Raw genomic sequence first — 26,597 nt, forward strand, 5'->3', positions numbered from 1 at the left:
TTCGGGAGGACCTTGCCATGTCAGACACCGCCTTGCCGCTGGTCATCAGCGCGCCCGAGCCGCGCACGCTCGAGCTGATCTTCACGCCGCCGCAGCTGGCGCGGCTCAGGGCGCATTACCGGATCGTCGAGACGACGCCGGACGGCGTGGCGCGACTGCCGGCCGGGGTGCTGGCCGAGGCCCGCTACATCGTCGGCCAGCCGCCGATCTCGCCCGAGACGCTTGAAGCGATGAAGGCGCTGCGCTGCGTCTTCAACGTCGAGAGCAATCTCCTCGACAACATGCCCTACGAAACGCTGTTTTCGCGCGGCATCCATGTCGTCACCACGGGCCTGGTCTTCGCCGAGCCGGTGGCCGAGCTCGGCCTGGCCATGGCGCTCAACCTTGCCCGCGGCATCGTCGATGCCGACCTCGCTTTCCGCCAAGGGCAGGAGCTGTGGGGCGGCGAAGGCAACCGGACCGCGCGGCTGCTTTCGGGCGCCGATGTCGGCATCATCGGCTTCGGCGACCTCGGCCGCGCGCTCAACCGCCTGCTGTCGGGCTTCCGCACCCGCACGAAGGTGTTCGACCCCTGGCTGCCGCCGTCGATACTCAGCGAGAATGGCGTCGAGCCGGCCTCGCTGGACGCGGTCCTGTCGCAAAGCGACTTCGTCTTCGTCGTCGCCTCGGTGACCTCCGAGAACCAGGGTTTTCTGGGCGCCGATGCTTTCGCCAGCATGCGCCAAGGCGCTGCCTTCATCCTGCTCAGCCGTGCCGGCGTGGTCGATTTCCCCGCCTTGATGGCGGCGGTGAAGAGCGGCCATATCCTTGCCGCCAGCGACGTCTTCCCCGAAGAGCCGCTGGCGGGCGACCATCCCGTGCGCGCACTGCCCGGCTTCCTGCGCTCCGCCCATCGCGCCGGCGCCCTCGACATCGCCTTCAAGCGCATGGGCGACATGGTGCTGGAAGACATGGACCTGATCGATCGCGGCCTGCCGCCGATGCGCTCCAAACGCGCCGAGCGCGAGACGGTCTCGAGGATGCGCTCGAAGCCGTCGGACAGGAACTAGGCCCGGCCCATGCCGAGACGCTTACCTTGGCGAAAGCTTGAAAAAAGTCCGGTGCGGGCGCTTTCTCCGGCGTATCGGGAAAGGGGAATTCACATAAAAAACCTATCAGAAGCCGCCCCTGGTGAAGCGCGACAAGCTGTCGTCCGTGACGGGGGTCTGCCCCCGTCGGTTCTATGATTTTATACGGGGATAGGAACGATCGCGCCGCCGGCGGGTTTTGCAATGGCCGGGCGGGTGGAAAGCCCGGCGTACTCCAGAAGGCCCGTCACGAGTCGCGTCGGTGGCGGGCCTTTCCCTGTCGGCCCGCAGGCAGCGATATTGGCAGCGTCCAGACCGGAGGGGCCGGTCTGTCTGCCGGTCCTCATGCGCCAGGAGGGTCGCAGCCCGCGGCAGGCGATGCCGATGTCCGGCGTCGTCAGCCTCGACGACCCGCGCCTTGACCAGCTTGTGGCCAGCCTCGCGCGCGAAGGCTAGAGTGGTCGGGGCCAATGATGATTTGGCCGGGCCAACGAGAGGGTCGCGATGCTCAACACGGTCGACTATGGCGGCAAGGAAGCCGATATCGTCCACGCGCTGGAAGAAGACATCATCTTCGGCCGTCTGGCGCCCGGCACGCGCCTGGTCGAGGACGTGCTTCTGGCCCGCTTCCCGGTCTCGCGCCACACCATTCGCCAGGCCTTGTACCAGTTGGAAAGGCTCGGCGTCGCCACGCGCGAGCGCAACAAGGGCGCCATGGTGCGCCGGCTCGCGCCCGAGGAGGTCCGCCAGATCTACGAGGTGCGCGAGATGCTGCAGCGCCAGGCCGCGCTGATGATCCGCCTGCCGGCGAGCGACGCGCTGATCGCCGAATTGACCGCGATCCACCACGTCTACAGCGGCCATGTCGACGCCGGCTATCTCAGAGGCATCCACGAGGCCAATGACCGTTTCCACCTCACCATGTTCTCGGCCTGCGGCAACGCCTATCTGGTGTCCTCGATCGAGCACTATATGCGCCTCAGCCTGCCGGTACGGGCCAATTCGCTGGCCGACCGGGACAAGCTCGACATCTCGCGCCAGCACCACCTGATGATGATCGAGGCGCTGAAACGCAGCGACAACTGGGTTCTGGCGCAGCTCTGCGTCGACCATCTCCAGCCGAGCAAGGTTTTTTATCTCCAGGAGGTAGAGACAGGGCCGGCGGGCTAGCGCCGGCTGGAGAACCGCGCATCGCCGCAAAATTGGGTCCTGCGGCTCCCGACTGTCCCTATCTGACCTTCACGACCACCTTGCCCTTGGCACGTCCCGTTTCGACATAGGCCAAGGCCTCGTTGGTCTGTTCGAACGGAAAAGTCCGGTCCATGACGGGACGTATGACGCCGGTTTCGATGAGCGACGTGATCCGGCTCAGCTGGTCGCCCTGCGCCCACATGAACAGGAAGGAATAGTCTACGCCGGCGCGTTTGGCCCTGCGGCGTATGCCAAGACTAAGCAGCCTCAGCACCAGCTTCAGCACGATGTTCAGGCCTTGCTTCCTGGCGAACTCGGGATCAGGCGGACCGGAAATGGAAATTAGCTTCCCGCCCGGCTTCAGCACGCCCAGCGATTTCTCGAGCGTCTTGGCATCCTGGCTGTTCACGACGACATCGTAGCCCTGCAGCACCTTCTCGAAATCGTCCTTGCGATAATCGACGACGACATCGGCGCCGAGACTTTTCATCAAATCCGTACTCGCCGCGCTCGCCGTTGTCGCAACCGTCGCGCCGAGATGCTTCGCCAGCTGGATGGCAAACGTGCCCACCCCGCCGGAGCCGGCCTGGATGAAGACCTTCTGGCCTTTCCTCAGCCCTGCCCTTTCGACCAGCACCTGCCAGGCGGTCAGGCCGACCAGCGGAATGGAGGCGGCCTCCTCCATGCTGAGGTTTTTCGGCTTCAGGGCCACGTCGGCCTCATCCATGGCGATGAATTCGGCGAAAGTCCCGATCCGGCCATCGCGCGGCCGCGCATAGACTTCGTCACCGGCTTTGAACTTGCGGACCTTCGATCCGGCCCGCACGACGATGCCGGCCACGTCATGGCCCAGGATGAAGGGTGGGCGATAGGGCAGCAGGGGTTTGAACTCCCCGTCGCGGACTTTGGAATCCAGCAGGTTCACGCCGGCGGCATGGATTTCTACCAGGACATCATTGTCTCCCAGCTCCGGCTGCGGCATGTCGGCAAGCCGCAGCGCGCCTTTTTTCTGATATTTGTCGACGACGAAGGCTTTCATCATATTCGCTTTCTGAAATCTTTCTCGATGTCCGGCACGAAACAGGCCGGCTTGACCAGGTTTGTCGTGGTTGCGTGTCGCATGCGCATGAAATCCTTCGCCTTGTTGGCATTCAGACCGGCAAACGGAACTGCTTGCGCAAGGTCTTGTCGAACGTCCCGGCGGGTGCGAAGCGGCGCAACAGGCTGACCTGGCGCGCTGCCTTGCCGACGGTATAACGCCGCCGCGGACTGGCATCGGTCGCCGCCTTGACCACCGTATCCGCCACTATTTCTGGCCGATCGGCTTTGGGCATCACATCGGCAAGCAGCGCCTTGAACCCGGCTCGCGCCTGATCGTATTCTTTCAACAGGGAATCCGGCTCGATTCCGTTCTGGTCGAAAACGGTACGCACGAATGCCGGCTCGATGACCGAGACGCGAATATTGAAGGCACGAACCTCGTGATCAAGCGATTCCGAATAGCCTTCGAGCGCGTGCTTCACCGCCGAGTAGTGAGCTGAGTATGGCGCGGGTACCAATCCCAGAATCGAGCCGATGTTGACGACGCGCCCTTGGCCACGCCGCCGCATCGACGGCAACACTGCATTGGTCATGCGGATGACGCCGAACAGATTGACGTCGAACAGGGACTGCACCTGTGCGATCGAGGACTCTTCGGCGCCGCCCAACAGGCCGATACCGGCATTGTTGACCAGCAGGTCGATCCGACCGGTCTGCGCGAGCACGTTCGAAACGAGGGCGTTGACCGAGTCCCCGTCAGTCACATCGCACGCCAGCATGGACACATTTGCTGGGCCATTGCCTGTCGCCCGGCGGCTTGTCCCGAAGACGGTGAACCCCACCCGCGCCAAGGCCTCGGCGCTTGCGCGACCAATGCCGGAAGAAGCTCCGGTTACGATCGCGGTCTTTCCAGAATGTGCTTTCATTTGACGCTCCAAAGCCACCAGGGCTAGCCTTCTTCGATTGATTGGATTATACTCGTAATATCATATTATGCTCATAATACAATAGCGAGCAGAAAGGAAAAATCATGCGATACGAGAAGGGCCGGAAGGACGCATCGCGCAGCCGGATCATGGAGGTCGCCACACAACGGTTCCGCGGCGACGGCATTGCCGCCTCGGGACTGGCAAGCATCATGAGCGACGCCGGGCTGACCAACGGCGCCTTCTATCCGCATTTTCCCTCCAAGGCGGTACTTGTCCAGGAATGCGTGGCGGCGGCGCTGGAGGGACAGTCAGGCCAGATCGCGCAGGCGCTAGCCTCCGGCGGCCTGGCAACGGCCATAGACGCCTATCTGTCGACGCAGCACCGCGATAATCCGGGAACGGGCTGTGCTTCCGCCGCCCTGTTGCCGGAAATCGCGCGGGAGCAGCCGGAAACGCGACAACTCTACACCGAACGCTTGATGACTTTGGTGCGCCAGGTGTCAGCCGCTCTCCCGCCGCATACAGGCGATCCGGAAGCCGTGGCATTCGGCATCTTCGCGACGCTCATCGGCACGCTTCAACTGGCCCGCGCGGTGGAGGGCACCGACCTGTCGGATCGCATCCTGGCGGCCGGAGCGGATGCGGCCCGGTCGCTGGCGCAGCCACGCAGGGGCGACGAGGCGCCGTAGAGGATTGGACGGCAAAGCTGTTAGCCCGGAGCGGCCAAGGCCGCCGGGCGGCAGCCGTCCGAGGCCGGCGCGACCATGGCTGTAGAAACGGACATCGAACACTGAAACTCTCCGCGAGCTGCGTGATCGCCTCCCCGGGCGATGACAAGACCCTCCAATCAATGCCTCGCTGGCGGGGCGTTTTTTTGCAGCGCCGGGGCCGCCGTGTCGAGCCTCCGGAACCATCCGCAAATCGCGAAGTTGTCCAAACGGCCGCAAGCCTGCGCCTTCGGTCATATTCGCCGGTCTCGCCCTCCGGAGGTCGTCGATATCGCCCGAAGGGCGAGCCATTGCGATCCGGTTCCCCACTCTAGGCGTTCAGCGTGACGCCGCGAATTCCATCGATCGACATAGTTGCCGCGCTTCCATGAAGCGGTTGCACGCTTCTCCTGGTTCCGGCCATGTTGCACTGCGAAAGATTTATTGCATTGCGATAGCGGCCTGTTCGGCCGAGATTGGCAAGGGCTGGATCTTGGGGGGCTGGGCTTACACCAAGGAGGCCTCGTGGCGGCATCGTTTCGGCCTGATATACAGGGCTTGCGCGCGCTGGCGGTCGGCGGCGTCGTCGCCTACCATTTTGGCCTCACCGCGCTGCCCGGCGGCTTTGCCGGCGTCGACATCTTCTTCGTCATCTCCGGCTGGCTGATCACGACCCATCTGATGCGGGAGATCACCGAGACCGGCCGGCTCGACCTCTGGCGCTTCTATGCCCGGCGCGCGCGCCGCCTGCTGCCGGCCGCCATCTTCGTCATCCTGGCCACGCTCGCCGCCGGCACGCTCGTCCTGGCGCCGCAGGAGCAGGCGCTCTATTCGCGCGGCGCCATGTATGCGGCGGCCTACACCATCAATCTGTGGCTGCTGCGCTGGTCGTTCGACTACTTCGCCGCCGACGCCTTGAGCAATCCCTTCATCCACTTCTGGTCGCTGTCGGTGGAGGAGCAGTTCTATCTCGTCTGGCCGGCACTGCTCATCTTCGCCGCCTGGCTATATCCGGGCCGGCGCATGACGGTGGCCGTGATCGGGATCGTCGGCCTCGCTTCCTTCGCCGCCTGCCTCTGGCTCACCAGCCTCTCGCCGGCCTGGGCCTTCTACTTCTCGCCGCTGCGCGCCTGGGAGTTCGCCGCCGGCGGCCTGGCGACGTTCGCAGCGCCAGCCTTGTGGCGGCATCAGTCCTGGCTGCGGGCGGCACAGGGATGGCTGGGGCTGGCGCTGATCGCCGTCGCCTATCTCGCCTTGAGCGAAGCCCTGCCCTTCCCCGGCTGGTACGCGCTGCTGCCCGTTGCCGGCACCGTGCTGGTGCTCTTGAGCGGCGCCGGCAGGCAGGGCGACGCCCCGGCCAGCACCCGTTGGCAGGCCTTGGCACCCGCCGCCATGCTCTCGCTGGCGCCCTTGCAGTGGGTCGGCACGCTCTCCTATTCGCTCTATCTCTGGCACTGGCCCATCATCGTCTATGCCGGGATGCTGGAGCCGGACCTCGGTGTCGCGCAGCGCATCGGCTGCGCCGTACTGGCGCTTGCCTTGTCGGCGGCGACCTACCGGCTGATCGAGAACCCGGCGCGGCGCGGCGACTGGCTGGCGGCGGCCGCGCGCGCCTTCAACACCGGCCCGGGCGCAAAACCGCTTCGGCTGTTTCCCGGACTGGCCCTCGCCCCGGCCCTTGTGCTGACCGCCGCCGGCGTGGCGGCGGCCTACGCCAACGCGCATCTGGCCACCCGCAACATCGACCCTACCCAGCGCGGCATCGAAGAGGCCGCCGAACAGCCTTCCATTGCACGCGCCGTCGACAAGAACTGCCTGCTCGACTTCCACACGGTGAAACCGAAACCTTGCACCTTCGGACCGGCCGACGCCGCCCACACCATCGTGCTGTTCGGCGATTCGCATGCCGACCATTGGTCGACGCCGCTGGTCGAAGCGGCAAAACGCAACGACACCAAAGTGGTCACCTACCTCAAATCCTCATGCCGCGCCTCGCGGCTGTCGACCTTCAACGCCGTGCTCAAGCGCGACTACACCGAGTGCGACGCCTGGCGCGAACAGGCGATTTCAGACATCATCCGCCGCAAGCCGCGCCTGGTGGTGATCTCGGAATTCTCGATCGGCAATCTGACGCGCGACATGTCCGCCGCAAGCCGCAAGGCCGAGACCGCGCGCTGGCAGGCCGGCCTGCGCTCCACCTTGCAGGCCTTCAGCAAGGCCGGCGTCGAAACCGCCGTCATCCGCGACACGCCGATCGGCGACAGCTTCGCGGACGCCTGCGTTGCCCGCGCGCTGTGGTGGCGCGAGGCGCCGTCGCTGTGCGACACGCCGAGGGCGGAGGCCGCCAATGACGGCGCCGCCGCGCAAGAGCGCGCGGTGGTGAAAAGCGTGCCCGACACGCGCTATGTCGACCTCACCGACCGCTTCTGCGGCTCGACCGAATGCCACGTCTTCATCGGCGGCAAACTCGCTTTCCGCGACCGGCATCACTTGGCGACGGCGTTTGCCGAAACGCTGGAAGGACCGCTGGAAAAGGCACTGTTTTAGAGGGGGCGCCTCTTCCTTCTCTCACGAGGGGAGAAGGAAGAAGCGCTCCCTTATCCAGCCACCAGATCAGCCACATACCGCTCCAGCGTCACCTTCCCGCGTTCCGGCCTGGTCCGATCATAGGTGCCATCGACCGTCAGCTCCGTCATGCGCGCATAGGATTGCGCGGCTTCCGGCGAAAAACCCATGTCCTCGAACGTCTCCACCCAATGCTCTCGGGGCACCGAGACCACGCTGACCTCCTTGCCGAGCGCCTCGCCGAAGGCGGCGGCGACGTCCCTCGCCGTGTAGCCCGATGGCCCTTCGACATGATGCAGGCCGTTCTTGTCCGTCGGTTCCATCAGCAATCGCGCGGCCGCTTCGCCGAGATCGCGCGGCGCCACCATGGGCAGTTCGAAATCCGCCGGGAAGAGCGTGTTGACCACGCCCTCGCGCCTGGCTGTCTCCAGCGAGGCATCCCAGTTGCTCATGTAATAGGCGGCGCGGATGATGCTGGCCGCGATGGGCTGGCGATGCAGTTTCTCTTCCAGCTCATGCAGGATGGTGAGGTCGCCAGCAGGCTCGCCGGCCTGCGCGCCGTAGGTCGATTCCGCGACCACCTTCTCCAGCCCCGAGCCGTCCAGCGCCGCAACGATCGCCTCCACCGACCTGCGCTCCCGGGCATCCGTATCGGTCGAAGGATCGGCCGGCGGATTGAGCAGGAACGCCCGCGTGCCGCGCCTGAACACGCCACGCAGCGCCTCGACATCGAGCACGTCCGCCACCGCCACCTCGGCACCTTGCGCGGCCAGAGGCGACGCGTTTGCCTTATCGCGCGTCACGACCGTGACCGGCTCGCCTTGCCGCAGCAACGCTGCCGCAGCGGCCGAGCCGACATGCCCGGTGCCGCCAAGAATGATATGCATGATCCAATCTCCCTTGCTGGTTGCATACAGGGGAAATGGATGGCGGCGGCCGAGGTTCAAAGTTCGCGTCACCATGCTGACACGTATGGCCACGCACCGCACCATCGCAGCGGCCCGCTTTTGCCGTCACGGCGCGCGGTTCCAGCCATCGATCCACCGATTTATGGGAACAGGGTCGCTACCGCAGCGTTTATTAGACACACCTTGAAGAGGAGGTTGTCATGAAAAAGCTTTTGCTTGCATCCGTGATAGCAGTCGCTTCGGCGTTTGCGGTGATCGCTCCCGCAAATGCCGCCAGCATCACGCTCGGCATCGGGAATGGCTATGATGGCGATTACTACGTTCCCAGATATCGCGACTATTACGGCGGCTATTCCGACTATGGCCCCTATTATGGCCGTCACCACTACCGTTACAGCATGTATGACGATAGCTATGAGCCGCGCTATTTCGGCATGCACAGCCATCGTTGCCGTATCGAGATAGTGAACCACTGGCGTCATCACCACCGGGTCATCGAAAGAGTGCGTGTCTGCGGTTATTGACCTTATTTGTCCGGCTGGCATTAGCCGGCCGGACCGAACATAACATTCGAGATTCCGAATTTGCCGGCAGCGCCCAGCATCGCTGGCTGGGCGCACAACGCTACCGCCCCATCATCATTCCATAGTGCACGGCCAGCAGGTCGAGCCCTACCTTCAGCAGCTTCGTCACCACGTCGCGTCCTTCGCCATCCTGCTCGGCCACGGTCTTCACCGGCTGTTCCAGGCACACGACCTTCTGCACGATTGCCGTCACGTCCCAATGCCCGAGCGCCCGTGTCGCGGCGGCATGCGCGCGGCCGGCGTTGAGCACGCTGTCGGCGATGCCGCCGCCAATGCGGCCGCCGTCGACGCGCTCCGTCCAGAGCATCGGCTTGATATCGGCCCGCTGGCTGCACTGGAAATGCTCGCGGTAGCGCAGGCCGGCCTCGCGCTGCTGGCGCGACAGCGAGGTGATGCCCAGGAGCGGATCGACATTGCGCACCCGCACGATGCCGCCGGTGGAAGTGTGGCCGTCATTCGACACCTCGTAGACGCGCCGCGCCTCCGCCGTGCCCGATGTCAGCCGCTTGCGGCCGAACGCATCGTCCCTCAGCGCGAAATCATGGCCGACCTCGCGGCGGATGCGCACCTGCTCGGCCTCGCCCTTCGGCAGTTTCGGCGCCTGCGGCCCGGCGGCTTTGGTTTTCTTGGGCATGGGGTGGTTCCTCTTGGTTGGGTGTTCGAGTGATGGCCTTGCTGAACCTGGGTTCCCCTCCGCCGCTTTGCGGGGGCGAGGAACCCAAGCCGGCGCCGCGCCGCGCCAGTAGTTCCCGCATCACCCGCCGCTCGCGCACTTCGATGCAGAGCTGCGCGCTCGAAGGGCAGAACTGCGCGTTGCCGCTCCTCACCTCGCCGCGCACGAAGCGCTGGATGGCGGCCTGCAGGTCGGCCAATTCGGCATCTCTGATGGCGCCGAGATAGCCGCGCAGCTGCATCTCGACATCAGTCAGTGCGGATTGCGGAAAGCAGGAGAACATTGCCGCCAGCGCCTTCGTCGCCTGCTGCAGTTCGGCCGTGGTCATATCCGCGGATCTCCTCGATGATGGCGTTGGCGGCGTCGCCGTGGGTTTTCGGCCTGATCCAGCCCGGCGGTTTCTTGGGCCGACCCAGGCCGTGCGATCCCGAAGCCGCCTCACGGCCCCGAATCGAAATCCCCGGTCTTTCGCGCGCCCCGCGCGCTGAAAAAGCGGAAGCTTCTTCCATCTGATTTCTGGAATCTGGAGAATGCCGCATCAAAACATCGGCATTTGCCTGGACATGCGCCTTTGCTTTCAAGGCGGTGGCGGCCCCGCCGCGCGCGCCGGCGGCCGCCCTCGCCTCGCTCTTGAGCCGCGCCTTGTGCAACTCCTTCGTCAGCCTCTTGTGGCCAATCTCCCCGTCCTCGCGCTCGAAGAAGGCCAACAGCTCGGCGCTGATCGCCCGCCATCGTTTCAACGGCAGGCGCGCCACGCGCGCCAGCCTGGCGTCGTCGTCGGGCAGGCTGCCGCCGGCATTCCACATTGCCATCAGAAGCAGCATGTAGGCGCCGATCTGTTCGGTCGAGAGCTGCAGCGTGTCGCCGACGAAATCGGAGACGTAGAGCTGCATGAAAGGCCGTTCGCTCATGCCGCGCTCCACGCCGCGCTAATGGAACCAGCCGCCGGTCCGGACGTTATGACGCGTCCATGGCTAGGGGAGGTTTGCCCATGACGGCTTTCATGCCGGTGACCCTGCGTTTCTGCGACAACAAGACCATGCTGGTCGGCTCGGTGGCCGATGCGGCGACGGCGCTTCGTTACCAATGGCCCGACAAGACCGCGCCGGCCTATCTCGAAGCAGCACGGCTCATCCGGCTCGCGGTCGAGGGCACCTGCTGCCCACGCCCCGCCTTCGAGGCCTTTCGCGAGGCGGCCAGGCAACAGGGCATATTGGTAGCCAAGCCAAGAAGCCGCGCGCATGAGTGGCTCGACGCGGCGGCGAGCCCCTGAAACGGCGGCGATGCAACCGCTTGCCGGCCTTGTGCGTTTATGAGCGTCGGCTTGAATGCCGCGCCTGGGCCGAAGGTGAATGCCATGGGTACGATGAAAACCGGAGTGCCGCTCAAAGTGTCCCTGGACGGACATGTCGAGGAGATCGAGAATGTCAGCGACGCCGCCGATTTCCTGCAGCGCTGGCCGATCGAGCGACGGGGCCACGTCTATCGTAGTGCGCTCAACGCCTGCAGCGCCGCCATCGCGGCGCAGATTTCGCAAGCCGATGCGATAAAAGTATTCACCGGCTTTGCCCGCGTTGCCGGCATCCTGGTTGCCGGCGGCGGCCCGGCGACGATGCTGGAGCGACGGACGGTGCAGAGCCGTCTGCCCAAACAGGGCCGCCAGATGCCGAAATAGCGGTGCGGCGCGAGTGCTGTTCAAGCAATTCTCCCAATATTTTCCACATCGACCGAGATTGGCGAAAGCGTCGGTGCCGGCTTTTTCTCCCCGTCATTACACGGAGAGAAATGTCCGGCAGGGCAATGAGGGCAGTGCCAGCGTTTCCATAGGTTGACGTCTGCCCGAGTTCCAAATTCCGTTATGTCGGCGCCGCCCCTCATCCGCCTGCCGGCACCTTCTCCCCGTTGAACGGGGAGAAGGGACTTACCCGGCCTCGCAAACACGGCGCTGGAACCGCGCCTGATGATAGGTGCAGTAGCTTTTCATCGCCCTGGTGCGCATGCCGCAGCACAGCATGTCCTGGCCTGGCCGCCCGCCGGGCGCACCATTTTGAGGGTCTTCCTCCACTCTCAGGTCGAGCGGAGCTCGGCAGCGATTGAACAGGCAGTCGATGAAGCGCATGGCCACGCCATGTGGCTGCCGGCCGATGGGACCACGTGGCGGCGCAGGTACCTCGATACGGTAGGTTTGCCCATCGGCGATCAGCACGCCCGCCTCGCGCTGGAAAAGCCGTGGCCGGACGGGCGAAGGAGCCCGCTTCGGCCGTGTGGCCGATTTGACCGCCGGCTGCAGGCTGGCGCCGGAACGGCTGGCTTCCACCTTGGCGGCGCGGCTCGCTGCCTTGGCCATCGCCGTGCGGGCCGCCGGCCGGCCCTTGCCATTGGCAAAGCCGATCGCACCCAGCATGGCGCTGCGGTGGACGATGCCGATAATGGCGTTGCGCGATACGCGCGCGCCGCGCTGCGCGCTGAACGCCGCCGCGATCCCCGATGCCGAAAGCCCGTCCCTCAGCCAGGCGCCGATCGCCTGCAATTCGCTGTCGCTGTAGCTTGCCATGTCCGTCTCCATTGCGCGGCCAGCGGCCGCCGCGCACGGCGCCGTCAGGCAAGCGTCGGGGTTTGCCCGCAGCCGCCATGGGCTGCCGGGGCCTGGTCCGGCCTGTCGGCCGCTGGATTGCCTGTGGAAGGGTTGCTTTCAGCCCCGCCGGTCGGCCGACTGGGCAAGGCGCGCAAGCCGCGCCAACGCCATGTCCCCGTCAGGTGCGGAAACCGCCCTGCCCGTCGTCGGCTCGTACAGAATGACGGTGCCGTCCTGCGTGCGGATCAGGGAACAACCCGCGGCCGGGTCGAATGGGGGGCCGGAGCCGCAGGGAGCGGCGGCTCCGGCCGTTCCGGCCGCCGGTGACGGGCAGGCCGGACGCGAGGCCGATGCACCAAGGCAATCGGCTTCGCGCTTCGCCCCGGCCGGGGAGGAGGCGGCCGGGGCGGAAGGGAAAGGGCAGCCTGGCAAGGCCGGGCTGGAGGCGCTGTCGACTCTGAGGGGATTGAGCTTTTGCATGAAGTGATATAAGCATAACTCAAAAACTGATGCAAGTCATTCTTTCATGGACGAAAGCAGGACTTGTTGGTCACATGAGGCCATGGTGAAAACGCAACTGTCGATCAGGGTCGGGGCCGCGATCCGCCAGGCCCGCAAGCAGCGCGGCCTGGTCATGCGCCACATAGCCGAGCACAACGACACCGACGTCGCGGCCGTCGGCAACTGGGAAACCGGGCGCAACCTGCCCAAGACCGAGAACCTGTTGAAGACCGCTGCCTTCCTGCGCGTCGACCCCGTGGCGCTCGGCAAGGGCGAGGTCGTCTTCCTCGACGATGCCGGCCCGGTGGCGGACGCCGAGATCGTCACTGATGCCGGCCCGCTGCCGGCCGGAGCGATGGATATTCCGGTGCTGGGCGCCGCCGTCGGCGGTGACGACGGCGACTTCACCTTCAACGGCGAGCCTGCGGGGTACGTGCAGCGTCCGCCGGGAGTCCGCAACCTGCCGAAAGTGTTCGCGCTGCATGTGCTCTCGGATTCCATGGTGCCGCGCTATGAACCCGGCGACATGATCTATTGCGGCGGCCGCGACGCGGTGCCGGGCGACCACGTGGTGATCGAGAGCTTTCCCGAAGAAAACGAGAAGAACGGCAAGGCCTTCATCAAGAAGCTGGTCCGGCGCACCGCGGGCGAGTTGGTGGTCGAGCAGTACAATCCGCCGAAGACGCTGACCTTCAACCGCTACGCCATCAAGCAGGTCTGGCGCGTCATTCCGCTGAAGGAACTGCTGGGATATTAGGGCGCCCTTTCCTTCTCCCCTTTCGGGGCACGAAGGGCGGGCGAGGCCCGTGACTCGCCCAGGGCGGTGGCCTCGCGAAGCGGGGTCGGATGAGGGCGCTCCAGAGAACGCCGACGTCTCACTTCGCTGGAACACCCCTCAACCGTCTCGGCGCTAACGCGCCGATCCACCTTCTCCCACAAGGGGCACAAGGGGAGAAGGAAGAACCAGACCTCTCAAGCCCGCCTCGATCCTTCCAGCGGCATTTCGCGGTCGCTCAGCATCCGCGCTTCCGAGCGCACGCGCTGGCGCTCGTCGATGAACGCGGCCTGGATCGAGACCGCGCTGCCCGGCAGCCCTTCGGCACGGCAGGCCGAGCAGACGATGCGACCCGACAGCGCGGCCAGCGGCGTGTTCCCGTTCACCCCGAAGCGCTTCAACTGATCGGGCCGCCACCACCTGTTGCGGCCGCAATCGGCGCACTCGACCGACAGCGAGGCAACCTGCGCGATCACTGCTTCCCTGCCCGGCAACGCCATCGTTCCTCCGTCCGTTTGTTCCTGATTTGTTCGTATCTTCCCGTGTTTTGAAGCAGGAGTCGAGTCGCAGTTTCCAGACTCCTCCAAAAGTCTCTCTTTTACATCAGTTTGAGTTCTGCTTATATTTGACTTGCAAGCGTGAGTCGGCGCTGGCTTGCACGCGCCAGAACCGGGAGCAAGAATGGATGCCGCCGATTTCGCCCGCGCCTGCGGTTACACCGGCGACAGTCCAGCTTTGCTCGAAGCCTTCGAGGCGATCCGCCGCAACGGCATCGAGCAAGCCCGCCTGGATCATTTCAGGCGCAAGGCCGTCATCGACGAATTGAAATCGTCGGAGCTGCTGTTCCTGGCCGCGATTGGCCCAGCGCTGTCGGCGCATGAAGCCGTCGAGGATGCAGCCCGCTTCATCGCCGGCTGGCGCAACATGCCGCGCTGGCGCCAGGAACGGCGCTTGCCCGATCTCGCCAGGGCAAGGCAGCAGCTTCTCCTGGCCCGTTTCTTCCGCCGCTTCGGCCATGAAGCAAGGCAAGCGGCTTGAGCTGCGGCGGCTCGATAGCGCCATTTGCGGGTTTCAGGCGAGGACTTTTGCAAGCAACGCGGCAGCCGGTTTTCCCTTCTCCCACAAGGGGAGAAGGAAAAACCACCCCCTCACCGCCTCACCCGTGATTTCAGCCAGCGGTCGAACGCCACCGCCAGGATCAGGATCAGCCCGATGACGATGCTTTGTGTGTAGGACGAGACGTTGTTGAACTGCAGCCCGTTCTGCAGCACGCCGATCAGGGCCGCGCCCACCACCGTGCCCCCGACCGAGCCGATGCCGCCGAACAGCGAGGTGCCGCCGATGACGACGGCCGAGATCACCGTCAGTTCATAGCCGATGCCGGCGACCGCTTCGGAGGAATTCAGCCGCGCCGACAGCACGAAGGCGGCAAGCCCGGCGAAGAAGCCGACGATGACATAGACGGAGACCAGGATACGGTCGACGCGCAGGCCCGATAGCCGCGCGGCCTCCGCATTGCCGCCGACGGCGTAGACGGCGCGGCCGTAGCGGGTGTAGCGCAGCACGATGTGGCACAGGATGGCGGCGATGGCGAAGATCAGCGCCGGCACCGGCACCGGGCCGATCAGCCCGGTGCCGAACCAGCGCATCGAGGCGTCGAAGCCCGAGATCGGCCCGCCATTGGAGATGGTCAGCGTCAGCCCGCGGAATACCGTCAGCCCGCCCAGCGTGACGACGAAGGGCGGCACTTTCAGCCTTGTGATGGCGAACCCCTGCACGCCGCCGGCGAGCGCACCGACCACGACGGCGGCCAGCAGCGCGGCGAACCAGCCAAAACCCTGCGTGCCTGAGGTCGACAGCGAGAGCGTATTGGCGGTGCCGCCCTTGGCGACAACGGCCGCCACCATGCCGCAGAAGGCGAGCAGCGAGCCGACCGACAGGTCGATGCCGGCGGTGAGGATGACGAAGGTCATGCCGAGCGCGATCAGCCCGGTGATCGAGATCTGGCGCGTGATGTTGAACAGGTTGATCGGGTCGATGAAGCTCGGCTTCAGCACGGTGAAGACGACGACCAGCGCCGCCAGGAACAGCAGCGGCCCGAAGCTCATCAAAAGCCGCGCGATCGTCACGCCGCCGCGCTGGTTCTGTTCCTCGGCGATGCTCATCGTGCCTGCCCTTCCGCGTCCTGTCCCGGCGCGTCCTGTCCCGGCGTATCCTGCCTGTCGAGCGCCATCAATTCCATCAGCTTTTCCTCGTTTGCCTCGACGCCCGGCATCTGCCCGGTGATGCGCCCCTTGCGCATGGTGACGATGCGGTCCGACACCGCCAGCACCTCGGGCAGCTCGGACGAAATCATCATCACCGCGATGCCGCGCGCCGCCAGTTGCACCAGGATCTGGTGCACTTCCGCCTTGGCGCCGACATCGACGCCGCGGGTCGGCTCGTCGACGATCAGCACTTTCGGGTCGCGCGCCAGCCAGCGCGCCAGGATCACCTTCTGCTGGTTGCCGCCCGACAGGCCCTCGATCGCCTGTTCGGCCGACGCCATGCGGATCGACAGCATCTTCCTGAACCCCGACAGCGCGTCGCGCTCGCGCCGCTCGGCCATGAAACCGAAGCCGTTGCTGAAGCGCCCGAGCGAGGCGACGGAGAAATTCGGCAGGATACCGAGCGCGGCAAAAATCGCCTGTTGCTTGCGGTCCTCCGGCACCAGGCCGATGCCGAGTGCGATGGCGTCGGCCGGCGACGCGGGCGCGATTGGTTTGCCATCGAGCGTGATCGTTCCCGCCGCGATGCGGTCGGCGCCGAAAATGGCGCGCGCCAGCTCGGTGCGGCCGGAGCCGACGAGGCCGGCGACACCGAGGATCTCGCCGGCCTTGAGATCTATGTCGACACCGTCCAGCACGATGGCATGCGGCGCCTCGGGGTCGCGCACGGTGCGCAAGCCGCGCACGGAAAGCACGACATCGCCGGCCACCGCGCGTTGAGCCGGCCGTGCGTAAAGTTCGGAGGCGGCGCGCCCGACCATCTTTTCGATGATGGCGGGCAGCTTGATCGGTCCGCCCTGACGGTCGAGATGCCCCGCCAGCCTGCCGTCGCGCAGCACCGTCATGCGGTCGCAGATGGCGGATGCCTCTTCCAGCCGATGGGTGACGAACATGATGGCAACATGGTCCTTGCGCAGCCGGTCCATGATCGACAGCAGCCGCTGCACCTCTGTCTCGGTCAGCGCCGAGGTCGGCTCGTCCATGATGATCAGCCGGCTTTTCAACGACAGCGCACGGGCGATCTCGACCAGCTGCTGCTCGGCCACCGACAGTGCCGATACCGACGTCATCGGGTCGATGGAGAGACCGACGCGGGCAATGATGGCGCGGGAATCCTGTTCCATCTTGCGCCAGCTCACCAGCCCGAGCGGGCCGACCGGTGCGCGGCCGATGAAAATATTCTCCGCCACCGTCAACGTCGGGATCAGGCTGAGCTCCTGGTAGATGGTGACGATGCCCAGCCGCTTTGCATCCTGCGGGCTCGCCGGCTGGTATTCGGCGCCATCGAAGGTGATACGGCCGCCGGAAGGCGGCATGACGCCGGACAGGATTTTCAGAAGCGTCGATTTGCCGGCGCCGTTTTCGCCAAGCAGGCCGAGAATTTCGCCGGGGCGGACGTCGAGCGAGACATCGCTCAGCGCGGTGACGCCGGCGAAATGCTTGGTGACGCCCTCGACGGCAAGCAGGACGGGGGATGCGGCTTCAGCTAAAGGCAAAGACTTCTCCTTGTTGCCATCCCTGCATGAGTCAAGTTGCGCCTGAGCGCCCCCCTCTGTCCTGCCGGACATCTCCCCCTCAAGGAGGGAGATTGGCAGCCTGAACGCCAGCGCCCTTTCCTGCAATGCTGGAGATTGGCGAAGGCGGAAGAGACATCCGATCTCCCCCCTCGAGGGGGAGATGTCCGGCAGGACAGAGGGGGGTGCTGTCCCGCCGGCCTTTCCAGTCGGCCTACTTCGTCTCGTTCAGCCTCTCAGCCTTGTCGAGATTGTCCTTGCCGATGACGATGGGCGTCAGCAGCACCAGCTTCTCCTTCGGCTCGGTCTTGTTCTTGGCGTAGGCGACCGCGATCTGCACGGCGGTGCGCGACTGCTTGCCGGGGAACTGTTCGACCGTGCCGGCGAGCTTGCCGTCGCGCACGGCGACCAGCGCTTCCGGCAGCGCATCGAAGCCGTAGATCTTGACGTCGCTGAAGTTGCGCGCGGCGCACGCCTCGAGCGCGCCCAGCGCCATGTCGTCATTGGCGCAGATGATGGCGTCCGGCTTGCCGTTGGCGGCAAGGCCGGCTTCCGTCACCGTCAGCGCCTCGGCGCGGGCGAAGTTGGCGGTCTGCTCATAGATGATCTGGTACTTGTCCTTCAGCGGATCGAGCACATTGTGCACGCCCTTGTTGCGGTCGATGGCGGGACCCGCGCCCGGCTGGCCCTGCAGGTGGAACAGCTTGGCGCCATTGGGGAATGCCGCCACCACGGCCTGGGCTTCCGCTTCGCCGCCCTTCACATTGTCGGCGCCGACATGGGCCAGAATGCCCTGGACGCCGTCGACGCGGCGGTCGATCGTCACCACGGGAACGCCGGCCTTGACCGCTTCCTCGATGGCCGGCGCCAGCGCGTTGACGTCGAGCGGCGAGATGACGATCGCATTGACCTTCTGCACCAGCGCCGCCTCGATGTCGGCGGTCTGCTTGGTGGCCGAGTTCTGGCCGTCGCTCTCGGTCAGGTTGACGCCTTGCGCCTGCGCTTCGGCCTTGATCTCGTTCAGCATATGCACGAAGAACGGAAAGCCGAGACTGGGCACCGAGCCGAGAATGGTGAGCTTGTCCTCGGCGAAAGCCGAGCGTGCGGCCAACATCATGGCGCCCGCGGCCACGGACGTCATCAGGAATTCACGTCTGTTCATGGGTTCCTCCTCCACTGAAGCGCACGTCCCTTAAAACCGGGACCGGTTTCAGGAAGGATCATGCGCCGGTTAAAGTGTTGGAGCATCCTCCTTGCGCCAAGAACGCATGCAGCTCCAGCTGACCGCCGCCTAAATTCCTCCGATCGGCGTCAACAAGAGGATGCTAACCCAGGGTCAACCGTTTGTGCAACATCGATATAACAGAGCCGGACGGCGACTTGTCGGAATTGTCCGAATTTTGGATTCTTGGTGCGCCGCTCCTTCGAGGGCCATGGCTTCCTTCCAGCGGATCGATGCCTTTGCCGAAGCCCATGACTATACGCGATCGGGGTTTCTGGCGAAGGCGGCGGAGAAGTTGATGGCGCTTGAAGCGGCCTAGCCCGGTCACGCCTCAAACATTGCAATCGACATAGCGGGCGTTACTTCACGGTCTGCGAGAGTTTGGCTGCTCCCTTGGCCAGCCGTCTCGTGTCGTGCGAGCGCCTAAAAGCGGTACGGTTTGGGAGGACCACGCACGACAAGGCCTGAATTTTGGAATCCATCTCCGGAGAAATCGCATGAAGCCGCAAATCATCTGCCATATGCTTGCCTCGCTCGACGGCAGCCTTCATCCGAGCCGCTATACCGCCAGCCCCGATGGCAGCCGGGCCGAGTGGTCGGGTCTCTATGAACAGATCCACAACGACCTCGAAGGCGACGCCTGGATCGTCGGCCGCGTCACCATGGCGGAGATGAGCAAAGCCGGCGCGCACCCGCCGGCGCATGGGGGCAAGGTCGACCGGCCGCATCATTTCGCGCGGCGCGACGCGGGCAGCTATGCCGTGGCGCTCGATGCCTCCGGCAAGCTGCACTTCGCCAAACCCGATATCGGCGGCGACCATGTCGTGGTGCTGCTCGGGCGTGATGTCGCCGACAGCCATCTGGCCGAACTCGCCGCCGACGGCGTGTCCTATATCGTGTCGGAAACGGCCAACATCGATCTCGCCGCGATGCTCGACGTGCTCGGGCGCGAACTCGGCATCCGCCGGCTGCTGCTCGAAGGCGGCGCCGGTATCAACGGCTCCTTCTTCGCGGCGGGGCTTATCGACGAACTCAGCCTTCTCATTGCCCCCGCGCTCGATGCGCGGGCGGCAAACCAGGGCTTTGTCGAGTTCGGCGAGGCCGGCCTTGCCGGCAAGGTGCGGTTGTCGCTCACGGATTGCAAAGCCCTCGCGCATGGCCTCGTCCATTTGCGCTATGCCGTCAGCCCTCCCTGAAGCCGCCACCTTTTAGGCGCCTCAATACCGCATGGCGTCGAGATCGGCGATCAGCGTCGGCCCGGTCGGATGCCAGCCGAGCCGCGCCTGGGTCAGCGCGCTGGAAGCCGGCAGGTCCATGGGAGCGAACATCGCCATCCAGCCGAAATGCTCCGCCGCCTTTTCCGGCGCGATCGAAACCACCGGCAGGTTCAGGCCCCGGCCAAGCGCCTCGGCGATGGCGCGCACCTCGACGCCTTCCTCGCCGACGGCGTGATAGCGTGCGCCCGGCTGCCGCTTTTCCACGGCAAGGCGATAGAGGCGCGCCACGTCGAGGAGATGGCCCGCCGCAAAGCGATTGCGGCCTTCACCGACATAGGCCGAGACGCCTTTCTGGCGCGCGATTTCGACGAGCGGCGAGATCAGCCCCTGCTTGACCGTGTCATGGACCTGCGGCAGCCGCATCACCGACACGTTGATGCCCGCCTCCAGCAGGGCATTTCCGGCGAGTTCCGAGGCGACGCGGGGATTGGGATGGCTGGGATTGAAGACGTCCTCGACCGCCAACTCACCATGTCCGGGGGCGCCCATGCCGGTGCCCGACGTGATCACCAGCGGCCGGTCGGAGCCGGCGAGTGCCTGGCCGAGTGCCGCGATCACGCGCCCGTCCTTTTCGCAATTCTCGGCAAACCGCGAAAAATCATGGTCGAATGCGGTGTGGATCACGGCCTCCGCTTTCGCCGCGCCGTCGCGCAGCCCCTCGGGATCCTCGAGGGTTCCGCGATACACCTCCACGCCCGCGGCGGCCAACGCTTCGGCGCCGGCATCGGAGCGGGTGACGCCGACCACCTGATGGCCGGCCTGGATGAGTTCGGGGACAATCGCCGAACCGATGAAGCCGGTGGCGCCGGTAAGAAAGATATGCATGCAAAATCTCCTGCACAGTTGCCTGCGTAATATCGCTGCCCTATTATTCCATTAAAGTAGTGATCTTATCATGGTATAATGACTACCAGCTTGAAGGCTAACAGGATGCCCAACACTTCCACCGGTTCGCTCGCGGCATTTCTGAAAGACCGGCGCACCCGGCTCGACCCCGCATCGTTCGGCTTCTCCGGGCGCAGGCGCACGCCAGGGCTGCGCCGGGAAGAGGTCGCCCAGCGCGCCAACATCAGCCCGACCTGGTACACATGGCTGGAACAGGGCCGCGGCGGCGCGCCTTCGGCCGACGTGCTGAACCGGATCGCCAAGGGGCTGCTGCTGACCGAGGCCGAGCGCGAACATCTTTTCATGCTCGGGCTGGGGCGCCCGCCGGAGGTCCGCTACGTCGGCGCCGAGGGCGTCAGCCCCCGGCTGCAGCGCCTCATCGACACGCTCGAGGCGAGCCCGGCCCTGATCAAGACGGCGACCTGGGATGTCGTTGCCTGGAACCGCGCCGCGCAGGTCGTGCTCACCGACTACAGCGTCCTGCCCCCCGGTCAGCGCAACATCCTGCGCTTCATGTTCCTGAGCCCCACCATCCGCGCCAAGCAGCACGATTGGGAAAACCTCGCCCGCTTCGTGGTCGGTGCGTTCCGGGCCGACGCGGCACGCGCCGGCGCAGTGTCGGAGGTCGCCCAGTTGGTGGACGAGCTTTGCGGCGCCAGCCCCGAGTTTGCTGCCCTGTGGCGGGAAAACGACGTGCTCAGCCATGGCGACGGAACAAAGCGCCTGAAGCATCCCGAACTCGGCGACATCGAGCTCGAATATTCGGCCTTCGCGGTCGACGGCCGGCCGGATCTGAGCCTGACCGTCTACAACCCGGTGGACAGCAAGGTCGCCGATCGAATTCGCGCGCTGGCCCGGCGCCTCCAAGAGCAAGCGGCGGCCCTGTCGCGATGACGCTGAATCCGTCGCACACCGCCTTCAGGATCTGCAAAGTCGGCCCCCAGTAAAGATTGGCATGCGGGCGGATCGACGGTTCGGCGAAATCGCTGAGCGTCAGCGAGGCGTCTGGCGAAATCGGTCATGGGCGCAAGGCCTGCACGGCCCAGTTTGCTCCACAGCCGATTTCCCTCACAGGATGTTTGTCGCCAGCCGGTCCAGCCTGGAGTCTTCGCGGTATATGGCGCGGACAAGCACGGCGGCGGCAATGCCGGTCAGAGCGCCGCCAAGCACATCCGTCGCGTAATGGATGCCCACAGACAGCCGCGAGCAGCAAACCAGCAGCGCCATTGCTCCGAACAAGAGCGCGCGCCTCGGAAGCGCCTGCAGGACGAATGCGGCAACGATGGCGAAAGCCGCTGTCGCGTGATCCGAAGGGAACGACCAGTCGATGCTGGCGGGAATGATGAGGTGGGTCACGCCGGCGTCGTAGGGACGCACTCGATGCACGAAGAGCAGGATGATCTGGTTGGCGCCAAGTCCGATCAGGAAGACAGTCCGGCTGCGATCGCGGCATGACGCACATGCGTCCTGTCCGTCCTGCTCCACCATTGCAGCACGACGCAGGCCACCAGAAGCGGAACACCGAATTTCGTCACGGCTATCATGATCTGATCCAGCACTGGGCATATTCCCGCCGCCGAATTGATCCAATGTGTAATCGTCACGTCCATCAACTCACCCTGTCATCGAAGCGCCACGCCAAACGCCAGGAGACTGCATGAACGAGCAGCGTGTCCACCAGATTTTCGAGGTCAGCCTGCTGCTAAAAGGCGCACACGCCCTGGTCGAATGCGTCGGCGGCCTGCTGCTTGCCGTCGTCGGCACCGGCACGATCGTGTCGCTGGTGAACAGGCTCACGCAGGAAGAGCTGGTCGACGACCCGCACGATTTCATCGCCGGCCATTTGATGGACGCGGCAAGCCATTTCTCTGTCGGCACGCAGCATTTCTACGCATTCTACCTTCTCAGTCACGGCCTCATCAAGATTGCCCTGGTCGCAGGCCTGTTGTGGGGCAAGCTATGGGCCTATCCGGCATCGCTTGTCGCCTTGCTGGTCTTCATCGTCTACCAGCTCTACCGCTTCAGCTATACTCACTCGGCCGGGTTGATCGTGCTCACCATATTCGACCTGATCGTCATCTGGCTGATCTGGCATGAGTACCGCCTCGTTCTGCGGCACAAGGTAGCAAGCCGCTAGCGGTACGGCATTCGCCCACCGGATCAAAGTCCATGGCTGCAATGTCCCCCACCGGAAGGTGTCCTGCGCGGAATGCCGGTAGGTGGATCTGGGAGTTCTGCTGCGACGATCGCGAGGTCAGGATCGGCGAAACCGCAGCCCTTACAGGCCGGCTCGAAGACACTTCCGGGCGACATGCATTAAAGGGCATCGACCCGCGCAAATTCCGATTGCTCAGGCAATCCACCTTGCGTAGCCGGCCCGCCACCAGCCCGGCGGCGGGCCACACGCCGTTACTGGATGATCTTGACGATCTTGCGGGTGCCTGGATCCACGATCACGGTATGGTTGTCGACGACGGTGTAGCGGTACTTGACGTTGGGAACTTCGTGCAGCTCGACCGTATCGGGCAAAGCCGTGCCGACATTGAGTTCCACGCCGGGAATCTTGATCGAAGCCAGCGGCTGCTTCTTCACATATTCCTTGATCACCGTTTCCTGCTCGGGCTGGATGACGACGTCCTCGGCCGCGGCCGCGCCGACTCCTGCGAGCAACAGAACCGCGGCTACGGCGGCAAGATTCTTTTTCATGAATTCCTCCATCTGCAATCCGCACAGCCACAACATTGTCACTGCGCTGCGGATCGAACTTCAGGTAGCATCGAATGTTCCAGGCTTGGGCTTCGGTCCCATCGGCCCAAGACTTAAGTCCCATATAAAAACGCAATAGTCCTGCCGGAACCGTCGCCGGGAACGGCTGCCTTTCGCGCTCGTTGTTCGCTGCGAGGACACGGCGGGTAGTTGCTAAAAGCCGGACAGTAACTGCGAATTTTTTTGCAAATTGGCGCAGCTACGTCCCTTCCTGCGCCAATAGGGTTCGCTCACCGCTTCCATGCGGTGGGCGAACCCTAAATTCCCTGGTTTTGGGCCGAGATGTGAGGAGATTCGGATGTTCGGCGACAAGCAAACCCGCCTTATCGAGGCGGCGCTATTGATGGCGGTCCCGTTATCGGCCTTGATTGCCGTCCTGCTCGTCAGCTTTACCTTAAGCTGGTAGCAGCCCTCGCTACCGGCTGGCCGCCGGTGCGCAGGCTGTGCCCTTATCGTTCGACCCGCAACTCGGACCGAAGTCCGAAGTGTCGGGCGCATTGGTCCTAAACGTTGAACGTAGTCCGCTGGTGCTCGTTGCCGATTGCAGGTGCGTGATTTGGAGGAAAGGCAATGCAGCTTGGTGAGATCATAGCCAACATCTTGCCATCCTCTTGCTGGTCTGTTTTCTCGCCGGCACGTTCGTTCTTTTCGGAAAGCCATTGTGGCCAGAGCAGCATGTGCGCATGGTCATCATTCCGCCGGTCGACACGATGTCGACAGCCTCGACCGGCCGGAATGACACACCTGTCCTCCCGGGCACTTTCGACACCAACCTTGCCCATCCAAGGCCGTCCTGACGGGCATCATGGGTGCGCGCGGCAGCGAACGCAGGTGCGCGCAAACAGCCGGAACCAAAATGACCGGCAACGGTTTCCCACTTGAAGGGACCGTAGCCACGGAAACAGCAGTAATGGAACTTCTTCTGACCTTGGAACTGGCCAGGGCTAGGCAGCGACTTAACCGAGCGGAACTCGCCCTCGAACGTGCAAACGCGATGTTGGACGAACACTGTGGCGTTGGTATCAATCTGACGCTTTGTGACAGGATACGATCCGCGCAACAACGTGTCGGCGAGGCGAAGGCTCGTCTTGTGAAGCTCGATCACGCCAGCACGGATTCAGTTCGCACCGGTTGAAGCTTGCACGCCACTTGAGAGAGGTGCGCGCCCGGATCCTCGTGCACTCGCCAGTTCAGCCTCGATCCAAATTCTACTGGCAACCCGGTGCCTGGGAACGCTCATGTCTTGCGCCGCGAACCGGTCGAGCGTTGGCCGCTGAGATGCGGACGCCAGCCATGCACTCGGTCCCGCCCCGCGGCCTTGGCGCCGTAGAGCGCCTCGTCGGCGCGGCTCAGGAGATCGGCGATCTCCATGGCGGCGTCGGCCTCGAAGGTGCTGACACCGATGCTGACGGTGACGATGCCTTTTTCGCTGCCGGCATGCGCAAGAGCGAGGTCGCGCACCTTGCTCCTGAGGTTTTCGGCGATGACGAAGGCCCCCCGCGCGTCGGTCTCGGGCAGGATGAGCCCGAACTCCTCGCCGCCGTAACGGGCGGCGGCGTCCGCCGGCCGGCGGGCTGCGGCCTCGATGCAGCGGCTGACGACGCGCAGGCAGTCATCGCCAGCCGGATGGCCGTAATGGTCGTTGAACCGCTTGAACCAGTCGACGTCGATGATGAGCAGGCTGAGCGGCATCGCGTTGCGGGTGGCGCGGGCGAATTCGCGCGCCAGCGCTTCGTCGAAGGCGCGCCGCGTCAACAGTTCGGTCAGGCCGTCGCGGTGCGCCAGGAGGTTCAGCTTCTCATTGGCGGCCATCAGTTCGGCCTCGATCTGCTTGGCTTCGGTGATGTCGGAAAACACGCTGAGGCTTCCGCCATCGCCGGTCGGCCGGGTGCGCACATCGAGCCAGCGCCCGTCGGCAAGCCGGACCAGGCGGTGGCTGACGAGCTTCTGCGAGGCCATGATGTCGGCGATCCAGTCCTCGACCGCGTCCGGCGGTGTGGTCCCCTCGCCGCGCGCCGCCGCGGCGCGCAGGATGTCACGGTAGTCGGCACCCGGAACTCTTAATTCGGCCGTCTTCGGAAACATGGCGCGATACTGTGCGTTGCACAGCACCAGCACGCCATCCGGGTCGAACATCACCAGGCCGTCGGCCATGTGCGTCAAGGCGTCTCCGAGCCGGACCCGGCTTTCCGCCAGCTCGGTCTCGAGTTGCTTGCGCGCGGTGATGTCGCGATTGTGGGTGATCAGGCCGACGACCGCCCCGGTCCTGTCGCGGAACGGAGCTTTCAAGGTCGCCAGCCAGCCATCGGTGCCGTCCTCGTGGCGAAGGCGCTGTTCGATGGTGGCCGAGGCGCCCGACGCAAGCGCGACAAGCTCGTCCTCGCGGAAGCCTTTGGCCGTCTCATGCGGAAAGAAGTCGAAGTCCGTCTTGCCGATCAGTGCCTTGGCGTCGGGCGCATGCAGCAATTCGGCCGTTGCCGGGTTGGCCGCGATGAACCGTCCGTCGAGATCCTTGACGTTGAGGCAATCGGGCAGCGTCTCCACCACGGTCTTGTAAATGCGCCGGGACCGCAGCGCTTCGAGGCGACGCCGCTCCTGGTAGAACGTCAGCCCCGACAGCACCACCGAGACAAAGATGAGCAGGGAGGAAGGCAGCGCCACATCAGGCAGAACCATTCGCAGGACATCCCGCGGCAGGACGCTGAGGCCAAGCAGTGACGCCGCCGCCGCGGCCCCGCCAAGGATCATGATGTCGAGTATGGTGGCGTGGCGGCCCTTCAGGGCCAGGTTTCCGGCAACACCGACCAGCATGGCTGCCGCTATTCCCACCGCGCCGGCGAAGGTGCCGATGCCGCCCTCGAATGTCCGGAAGGCGCCGGCCATGACCCCGGCGACGATGCCGGCGACAGGACCGCCGAAGAAGCCGGCAATGGCGATCATCGTCGCCCTGAGATCGGCGAGAACACCAGGCTGCAACTGCATGGGTGTGAGCATCAGAACGATGGCGCCGGCGCCCATCAGCACGCCGAAGGTCGCTGCCTTTACGGCGGCCGGCCAGCGATCCAGCCACACATGCGTGTGGATCCAGACCGAAACGAACATCGCCACGACCGCGAGATTGGCCAGCAATTCGGACCAGGGCGAACCCAT

General features: G+C 64.8%; 29 protein-coding genes. 13 read left to right on the forward strand and 16 right to left on the reverse strand.

Annotated features, from left to right (window positions below):
• Nucleotides 1–17 precede the first annotated feature (17 nt).
• Both FJW08_RS07715 and FJW08_RS07720 read left to right on the forward strand, forming a co-directional pair.
• The gene (locus FJW08_RS07715) at nt 18–1,049 is read left to right on the forward strand and encodes a hydroxyacid dehydrogenase (protein WP_140810010.1); all 1,032 of its coding nucleotides are present in this window, start codon (nt 18–20) and stop codon (nt 1,047–1,049) included.
• Between the two features lie 522 nt (nt 1,050–1,571).
• Complete coding sequence (locus FJW08_RS07720; protein ID WP_140759811.1) at nt 1,572–2,237, forward strand: GntR family transcriptional regulator; 666 nt, start codon at nt 1,572–1,574, stop codon at nt 2,235–2,237.
• Between the two features lie 58 nt (nt 2,238–2,295).
• On the opposite strand, the gene FJW08_RS07725 is transcribed toward FJW08_RS07720, so the two are convergent.
• Nucleotides 2,296–3,297, reverse strand: coding sequence for an NADP-dependent oxidoreductase (locus tag FJW08_RS07725; protein WP_140810071.1), 1,002 nt, complete (start codon nt 3,295–3,297; stop codon nt 2,296–2,298).
• A gap of 112 nt (nt 3,298–3,409) precedes the next feature.
• Nucleotides 3,410–4,225, reverse strand: a complete 816-nt coding sequence (locus tag FJW08_RS07730; RefSeq protein ID WP_140810072.1) for an oxidoreductase — start codon at nt 4,223–4,225, stop codon at nt 3,410–3,412.
• A gap of 104 nt (nt 4,226–4,329) precedes the next feature.
• Between FJW08_RS07730 and FJW08_RS07735 the strand changes: the two genes are divergently transcribed.
• Both FJW08_RS07735 and FJW08_RS07740 read left to right on the forward strand, forming a co-directional pair.
• On the forward strand, nt 4,330–4,917 hold the full coding sequence (locus tag FJW08_RS07735) for a TetR/AcrR family transcriptional regulator (RefSeq protein ID WP_140810011.1): 588 nt from the start codon (nt 4,330–4,332) through the stop codon (nt 4,915–4,917).
• 543 nt (nt 4,918–5,460) lie between these two features.
• Nucleotides 5,461–7,482, forward strand: a complete 2,022-nt coding sequence (locus tag FJW08_RS07740) for an acyltransferase family protein (protein WP_140810012.1) — start codon at nt 5,461–5,463, stop codon at nt 7,480–7,482.
• Between the two features lie 50 nt (nt 7,483–7,532).
• Here FJW08_RS07740 and FJW08_RS07745 read toward each other — a convergent pair whose 3' ends face one another.
• A complete protein-coding gene (locus FJW08_RS07745) occupies nt 7,533–8,387 on the reverse strand; it encodes an NmrA family NAD(P)-binding protein (protein WP_140810013.1) in 855 nt (284 codons plus the stop codon).
• 221 nt (nt 8,388–8,608) lie between these two features.
• Between FJW08_RS07745 and FJW08_RS07750 the strand changes: the two genes are divergently transcribed.
• A complete protein-coding gene (locus FJW08_RS07750) occupies nt 8,609–8,932 on the forward strand; it encodes a hypothetical protein (RefSeq protein WP_140810014.1) in 324 nt (107 codons plus the stop codon).
• Nucleotides 8,933–9,032: 100 nt separating this feature from the next.
• Here the strand turns inward: FJW08_RS07750 and FJW08_RS07755 are convergent, their stop codons facing one another.
• The 3 genes from FJW08_RS07755 to FJW08_RS07765 are packed head-to-tail and all read right to left on the reverse strand — an operon-like array spanning nt 9,033 to nt 10,576.
• Nucleotides 9,033–9,626 carry a DUF6456 domain-containing protein gene (locus tag FJW08_RS07755; RefSeq protein ID WP_140810015.1) on the reverse strand — a complete coding sequence of 198 codons (594 nt, stop codon included), beginning with the start codon at nt 9,624–9,626 and terminating at the stop codon, nt 9,033–9,035.
• Nucleotides 9,532–9,993: a hypothetical protein gene (locus FJW08_RS07760; protein WP_140810016.1), complete on the reverse strand. Its 462-nt coding sequence runs from the start codon at nt 9,991–9,993 to the stop codon at nt 9,532–9,534. The genes FJW08_RS07755 and FJW08_RS07760 overlap by 95 nt, the downstream gene beginning before the upstream one ends.
• The gene (locus FJW08_RS07765) at nt 9,914–10,576 is read right to left on the reverse strand and encodes a DUF1376 domain-containing protein (RefSeq protein ID WP_140810017.1); all 663 of its coding nucleotides are present in this window, start codon (nt 10,574–10,576) and stop codon (nt 9,914–9,916) included. Before FJW08_RS07765 ends, FJW08_RS07760 begins: the two co-directional genes overlap by 80 nt.
• An 80-nt stretch (nt 10,577–10,656) precedes the next feature.
• Between FJW08_RS07765 and FJW08_RS07770 the strand changes: the two genes are divergently transcribed.
• Entirely contained in the window at nt 10,657–10,938 is a 282-nt protein-coding gene (locus tag FJW08_RS07770; protein ID WP_140759840.1) for a DUF982 domain-containing protein, read from the forward strand.
• Between the two features lie 84 nt (nt 10,939–11,022).
• Entirely contained in the window at nt 11,023–11,340 is a 318-nt protein-coding gene (locus tag FJW08_RS07775; RefSeq protein ID WP_224596297.1) for a DUF982 domain-containing protein, read from the forward strand.
• A gap of 246 nt (nt 11,341–11,586) precedes the next feature.
• Here the strand turns inward: FJW08_RS07775 and FJW08_RS07780 are convergent, their stop codons facing one another.
• Nucleotides 11,587–12,219, reverse strand: a complete 633-nt coding sequence (locus tag FJW08_RS07780) for a GcrA family cell cycle regulator (RefSeq protein ID WP_140810018.1) — start codon at nt 12,217–12,219, stop codon at nt 11,587–11,589.
• A gap of 583 nt (nt 12,220–12,802) precedes the next feature.
• Between FJW08_RS07780 and FJW08_RS07790 the strand changes: the two genes are divergently transcribed.
• Nucleotides 12,803–13,498 (forward strand): helix-turn-helix transcriptional regulator, encoded by a 696-nt coding sequence (locus tag FJW08_RS07790; RefSeq protein ID WP_181182860.1) that lies wholly within the window; start codon nt 12,803–12,805, stop codon nt 13,496–13,498.
• A gap of 215 nt (nt 13,499–13,713) precedes the next feature.
• Here the strand turns inward: FJW08_RS07790 and FJW08_RS07795 are convergent, their stop codons facing one another.
• The gene (locus tag FJW08_RS07795; protein WP_140810021.1) at nt 13,714–14,016 is read right to left on the reverse strand and encodes a hypothetical protein; all 303 of its coding nucleotides are present in this window, start codon (nt 14,014–14,016) and stop codon (nt 13,714–13,716) included.
• Between the two features lie 181 nt (nt 14,017–14,197).
• Here FJW08_RS07795 and FJW08_RS07800 point away from each other — a divergent pair, with 181 nt between their 5' ends.
• Nucleotides 14,198–14,554: a hypothetical protein gene (locus FJW08_RS07800; RefSeq protein ID WP_140810022.1), complete on the forward strand. Its 357-nt coding sequence runs from the start codon at nt 14,198–14,200 to the stop codon at nt 14,552–14,554.
• 110 nt (nt 14,555–14,664) lie between these two features.
• Here FJW08_RS07800 and FJW08_RS07805 read toward each other — a convergent pair whose 3' ends face one another.
• The 3 genes from FJW08_RS07805 to FJW08_RS07820 all read right to left on the reverse strand — a co-directional run bounded on the left by FJW08_RS07805 (nt 14,665) and on the right by FJW08_RS07820 (nt 18,459).
• A complete protein-coding gene (locus FJW08_RS07805) occupies nt 14,665–15,681 on the reverse strand; it encodes an ABC transporter permease (RefSeq protein ID WP_140759855.1) in 1,017 nt (338 codons plus the stop codon).
• Entirely contained in the window at nt 15,678–17,279 is a 1,602-nt protein-coding gene (locus FJW08_RS07810) for a sugar ABC transporter ATP-binding protein (protein WP_140810023.1), read from the reverse strand. Before FJW08_RS07810 ends, FJW08_RS07805 begins: the two co-directional genes overlap by 4 nt.
• A gap of 232 nt (nt 17,280–17,511) precedes the next feature.
• Nucleotides 17,512–18,459: a substrate-binding domain-containing protein gene (locus tag FJW08_RS07820; protein ID WP_140763545.1), complete on the reverse strand. Its 948-nt coding sequence runs from the start codon at nt 18,457–18,459 to the stop codon at nt 17,512–17,514.
• A gap of 557 nt (nt 18,460–19,016) precedes the next feature.
• On the opposite strand from FJW08_RS07820, the gene FJW08_RS07830 reads away from it, so the two are divergent.
• A complete protein-coding gene (locus FJW08_RS07830; protein WP_140810024.1) occupies nt 19,017–19,715 on the forward strand; it encodes a RibD family protein in 699 nt (232 codons plus the stop codon).
• Nucleotides 19,716–19,736: 21 nt separating this feature from the next.
• Here FJW08_RS07830 and FJW08_RS07835 read toward each other — a convergent pair whose 3' ends face one another.
• Nucleotides 19,737–20,621 carry an SDR family oxidoreductase gene (locus tag FJW08_RS07835; protein ID WP_140810025.1) on the reverse strand — a complete coding sequence of 295 codons (885 nt, stop codon included), beginning with the start codon at nt 20,619–20,621 and terminating at the stop codon, nt 19,737–19,739.
• A 105-nt stretch (nt 20,622–20,726) separates the two neighbouring features.
• Between FJW08_RS07835 and FJW08_RS07840 the strand changes: the two genes are divergently transcribed.
• Nucleotides 20,727–21,575, forward strand: a complete 849-nt coding sequence (locus FJW08_RS07840; RefSeq protein WP_181182861.1) for a helix-turn-helix transcriptional regulator — start codon at nt 20,727–20,729, stop codon at nt 21,573–21,575.
• A 174-nt stretch (nt 21,576–21,749) separates the two neighbouring features.
• Here the strand turns inward: FJW08_RS07840 and FJW08_RS07850 are convergent, their stop codons facing one another.
• Entirely contained in the window at nt 21,750–22,169 is a 420-nt protein-coding gene (locus FJW08_RS07850; RefSeq protein ID WP_348642657.1) for a phosphatase PAP2 family protein, read from the reverse strand.
• Nucleotides 22,170–22,338: 169 nt separating this feature from the next.
• Between FJW08_RS07850 and FJW08_RS07855 the strand changes: the two genes are divergently transcribed.
• Complete coding sequence (locus FJW08_RS07855) at nt 22,339–22,818, forward strand: DUF2127 domain-containing protein (protein ID WP_140810028.1); 480 nt, start codon at nt 22,339–22,341, stop codon at nt 22,816–22,818.
• A 272-nt stretch (nt 22,819–23,090) separates the two neighbouring features.
• Here the strand turns inward: FJW08_RS07855 and FJW08_RS07860 are convergent, their stop codons facing one another.
• Nucleotides 23,091–23,387 carry a DUF1236 domain-containing protein gene (locus FJW08_RS07860; protein WP_140763566.1) on the reverse strand — a complete coding sequence of 99 codons (297 nt, stop codon included), beginning with the start codon at nt 23,385–23,387 and terminating at the stop codon, nt 23,091–23,093.
• A 563-nt stretch (nt 23,388–23,950) separates the two neighbouring features.
• Entirely contained in the window at nt 23,951–24,229 is a 279-nt protein-coding gene (locus tag FJW08_RS32325) for a hypothetical protein (RefSeq protein WP_181182862.1), read from the reverse strand.
• 74 nt (nt 24,230–24,303) lie between these two features.
• Between FJW08_RS32325 and FJW08_RS07870 the strand changes: the two genes are divergently transcribed.
• The gene (locus tag FJW08_RS07870) at nt 24,304–24,582 is read left to right on the forward strand and encodes a hypothetical protein (protein ID WP_224596317.1); all 279 of its coding nucleotides are present in this window, start codon (nt 24,304–24,306) and stop codon (nt 24,580–24,582) included.
• A gap of 101 nt (nt 24,583–24,683) precedes the next feature.
• Here FJW08_RS07870 and FJW08_RS07875 read toward each other — a convergent pair whose 3' ends face one another.
• Nucleotides 24,684–26,597, reverse strand: a complete 1,914-nt coding sequence (locus FJW08_RS07875; RefSeq protein WP_140810029.1) for a diguanylate cyclase — start codon at nt 26,595–26,597, stop codon at nt 24,684–24,686.

Origin of the sequence: Mesorhizobium sp. B3-2-1 (assembly GCF_006439515.1) — a bacterium.
Taxonomy (GTDB): domain Bacteria; phylum Pseudomonadota; class Alphaproteobacteria; order Rhizobiales; family Rhizobiaceae; genus Mesorhizobium.

Coding starts and splice junctions, on each gene's coding strand:
- FJW08_RS07715 (WP_140810010.1), top strand. CDS start 18: ATGTCAGACACCGCCTTGCCGCTGGTCATCAGCGCGCCCGAGCCGCGC.
- FJW08_RS07720 (WP_140759811.1), top strand. CDS start 1,572: ATGCTCAACACGGTCGACTATGGCGGCAAGGAAGCCGATATCGTCCAC.
- FJW08_RS07725 (WP_140810071.1), bottom strand. CDS start 3,297: ATGAAAGCCTTCGTCGTCGACAAATATCAGAAAAAAGGCGCGCTGCGG.
- FJW08_RS07730 (WP_140810072.1), bottom strand. CDS start 4,225: ATGAAAGCACATTCTGGAAAGACCGCGATCGTAACCGGAGCTTCTTCC.
- FJW08_RS07735 (WP_140810011.1), top strand. CDS start 4,330: ATGCGATACGAGAAGGGCCGGAAGGACGCATCGCGCAGCCGGATCATG.
- FJW08_RS07745 (WP_140810013.1), bottom strand. CDS start 8,387: ATGCATATCATTCTTGGCGGCACCGGGCATGTCGGCTCGGCCGCTGCG.
- FJW08_RS07750 (WP_140810014.1), top strand. CDS start 8,609: ATGAAAAAGCTTTTGCTTGCATCCGTGATAGCAGTCGCTTCGGCGTTT.
- FJW08_RS07755 (WP_140810015.1), bottom strand. CDS start 9,626: ATGCCCAAGAAAACCAAAGCCGCCGGGCCGCAGGCGCCGAAACTGCCG.
- FJW08_RS07760 (WP_140810016.1), bottom strand. CDS start 9,993: ATGACCACGGCCGAACTGCAGCAGGCGACGAAGGCGCTGGCGGCAATG.
- FJW08_RS07765 (WP_140810017.1), bottom strand. CDS start 10,576: ATGAGCGAACGGCCTTTCATGCAGCTCTACGTCTCCGATTTCGTCGGC.
- FJW08_RS07770 (WP_140759840.1), top strand. CDS start 10,657: ATGACGGCTTTCATGCCGGTGACCCTGCGTTTCTGCGACAACAAGACC.
- FJW08_RS07775 (WP_224596297.1), top strand. CDS start 11,023: ATGGGTACGATGAAAACCGGAGTGCCGCTCAAAGTGTCCCTGGACGGA.
- FJW08_RS07780 (WP_140810018.1), bottom strand. CDS start 12,219: ATGGCAAGCTACAGCGACAGCGAATTGCAGGCGATCGGCGCCTGGCTG.
- FJW08_RS07790 (WP_181182860.1), top strand. CDS start 12,803: ATGGTGAAAACGCAACTGTCGATCAGGGTCGGGGCCGCGATCCGCCAG.
- FJW08_RS07795 (WP_140810021.1), bottom strand. CDS start 14,016: ATGGCGTTGCCGGGCAGGGAAGCAGTGATCGCGCAGGTTGCCTCGCTG.
- FJW08_RS07800 (WP_140810022.1), top strand. CDS start 14,198: ATGGATGCCGCCGATTTCGCCCGCGCCTGCGGTTACACCGGCGACAGT.
- FJW08_RS07805 (WP_140759855.1), bottom strand. CDS start 15,681: ATGAGCATCGCCGAGGAACAGAACCAGCGCGGCGGCGTGACGATCGCG.
- FJW08_RS07820 (WP_140763545.1), bottom strand. CDS start 18,459: ATGAACAGACGTGAATTCCTGATGACGTCCGTGGCCGCGGGCGCCATG.
- FJW08_RS07830 (WP_140810024.1), top strand. CDS start 19,017: ATGAAGCCGCAAATCATCTGCCATATGCTTGCCTCGCTCGACGGCAGC.
- FJW08_RS07835 (WP_140810025.1), bottom strand. CDS start 20,621: ATGCATATCTTTCTTACCGGCGCCACCGGCTTCATCGGTTCGGCGATT.
- FJW08_RS07840 (WP_181182861.1), top strand. CDS start 20,727: ATGCCCAACACTTCCACCGGTTCGCTCGCGGCATTTCTGAAAGACCGG.
- FJW08_RS07850 (WP_348642657.1), bottom strand. CDS start 22,169: ATGGTGGAGCAGGACGGACAGGACGCATGTGCGTCATGCCGCGATCGC.
- FJW08_RS07855 (WP_140810028.1), top strand. CDS start 22,339: ATGAACGAGCAGCGTGTCCACCAGATTTTCGAGGTCAGCCTGCTGCTA.
- FJW08_RS07860 (WP_140763566.1), bottom strand. CDS start 23,387: ATGAAAAAGAATCTTGCCGCCGTAGCCGCGGTTCTGTTGCTCGCAGGA.
- FJW08_RS32325 (WP_181182862.1), bottom strand. CDS start 24,229: ATGGGCAAGGTTGGTGTCGAAAGTGCCCGGGAGGACAGGTGTGTCATT.
- FJW08_RS07870 (WP_224596317.1), top strand. CDS start 24,304: ATGACCGGCAACGGTTTCCCACTTGAAGGGACCGTAGCCACGGAAACA.
- FJW08_RS07875 (WP_140810029.1), bottom strand. CDS start 26,597: ATGGGTTCGCCCTGGTCCGAATTGCTGGCCAATCTCGCGGTCGTGGCG.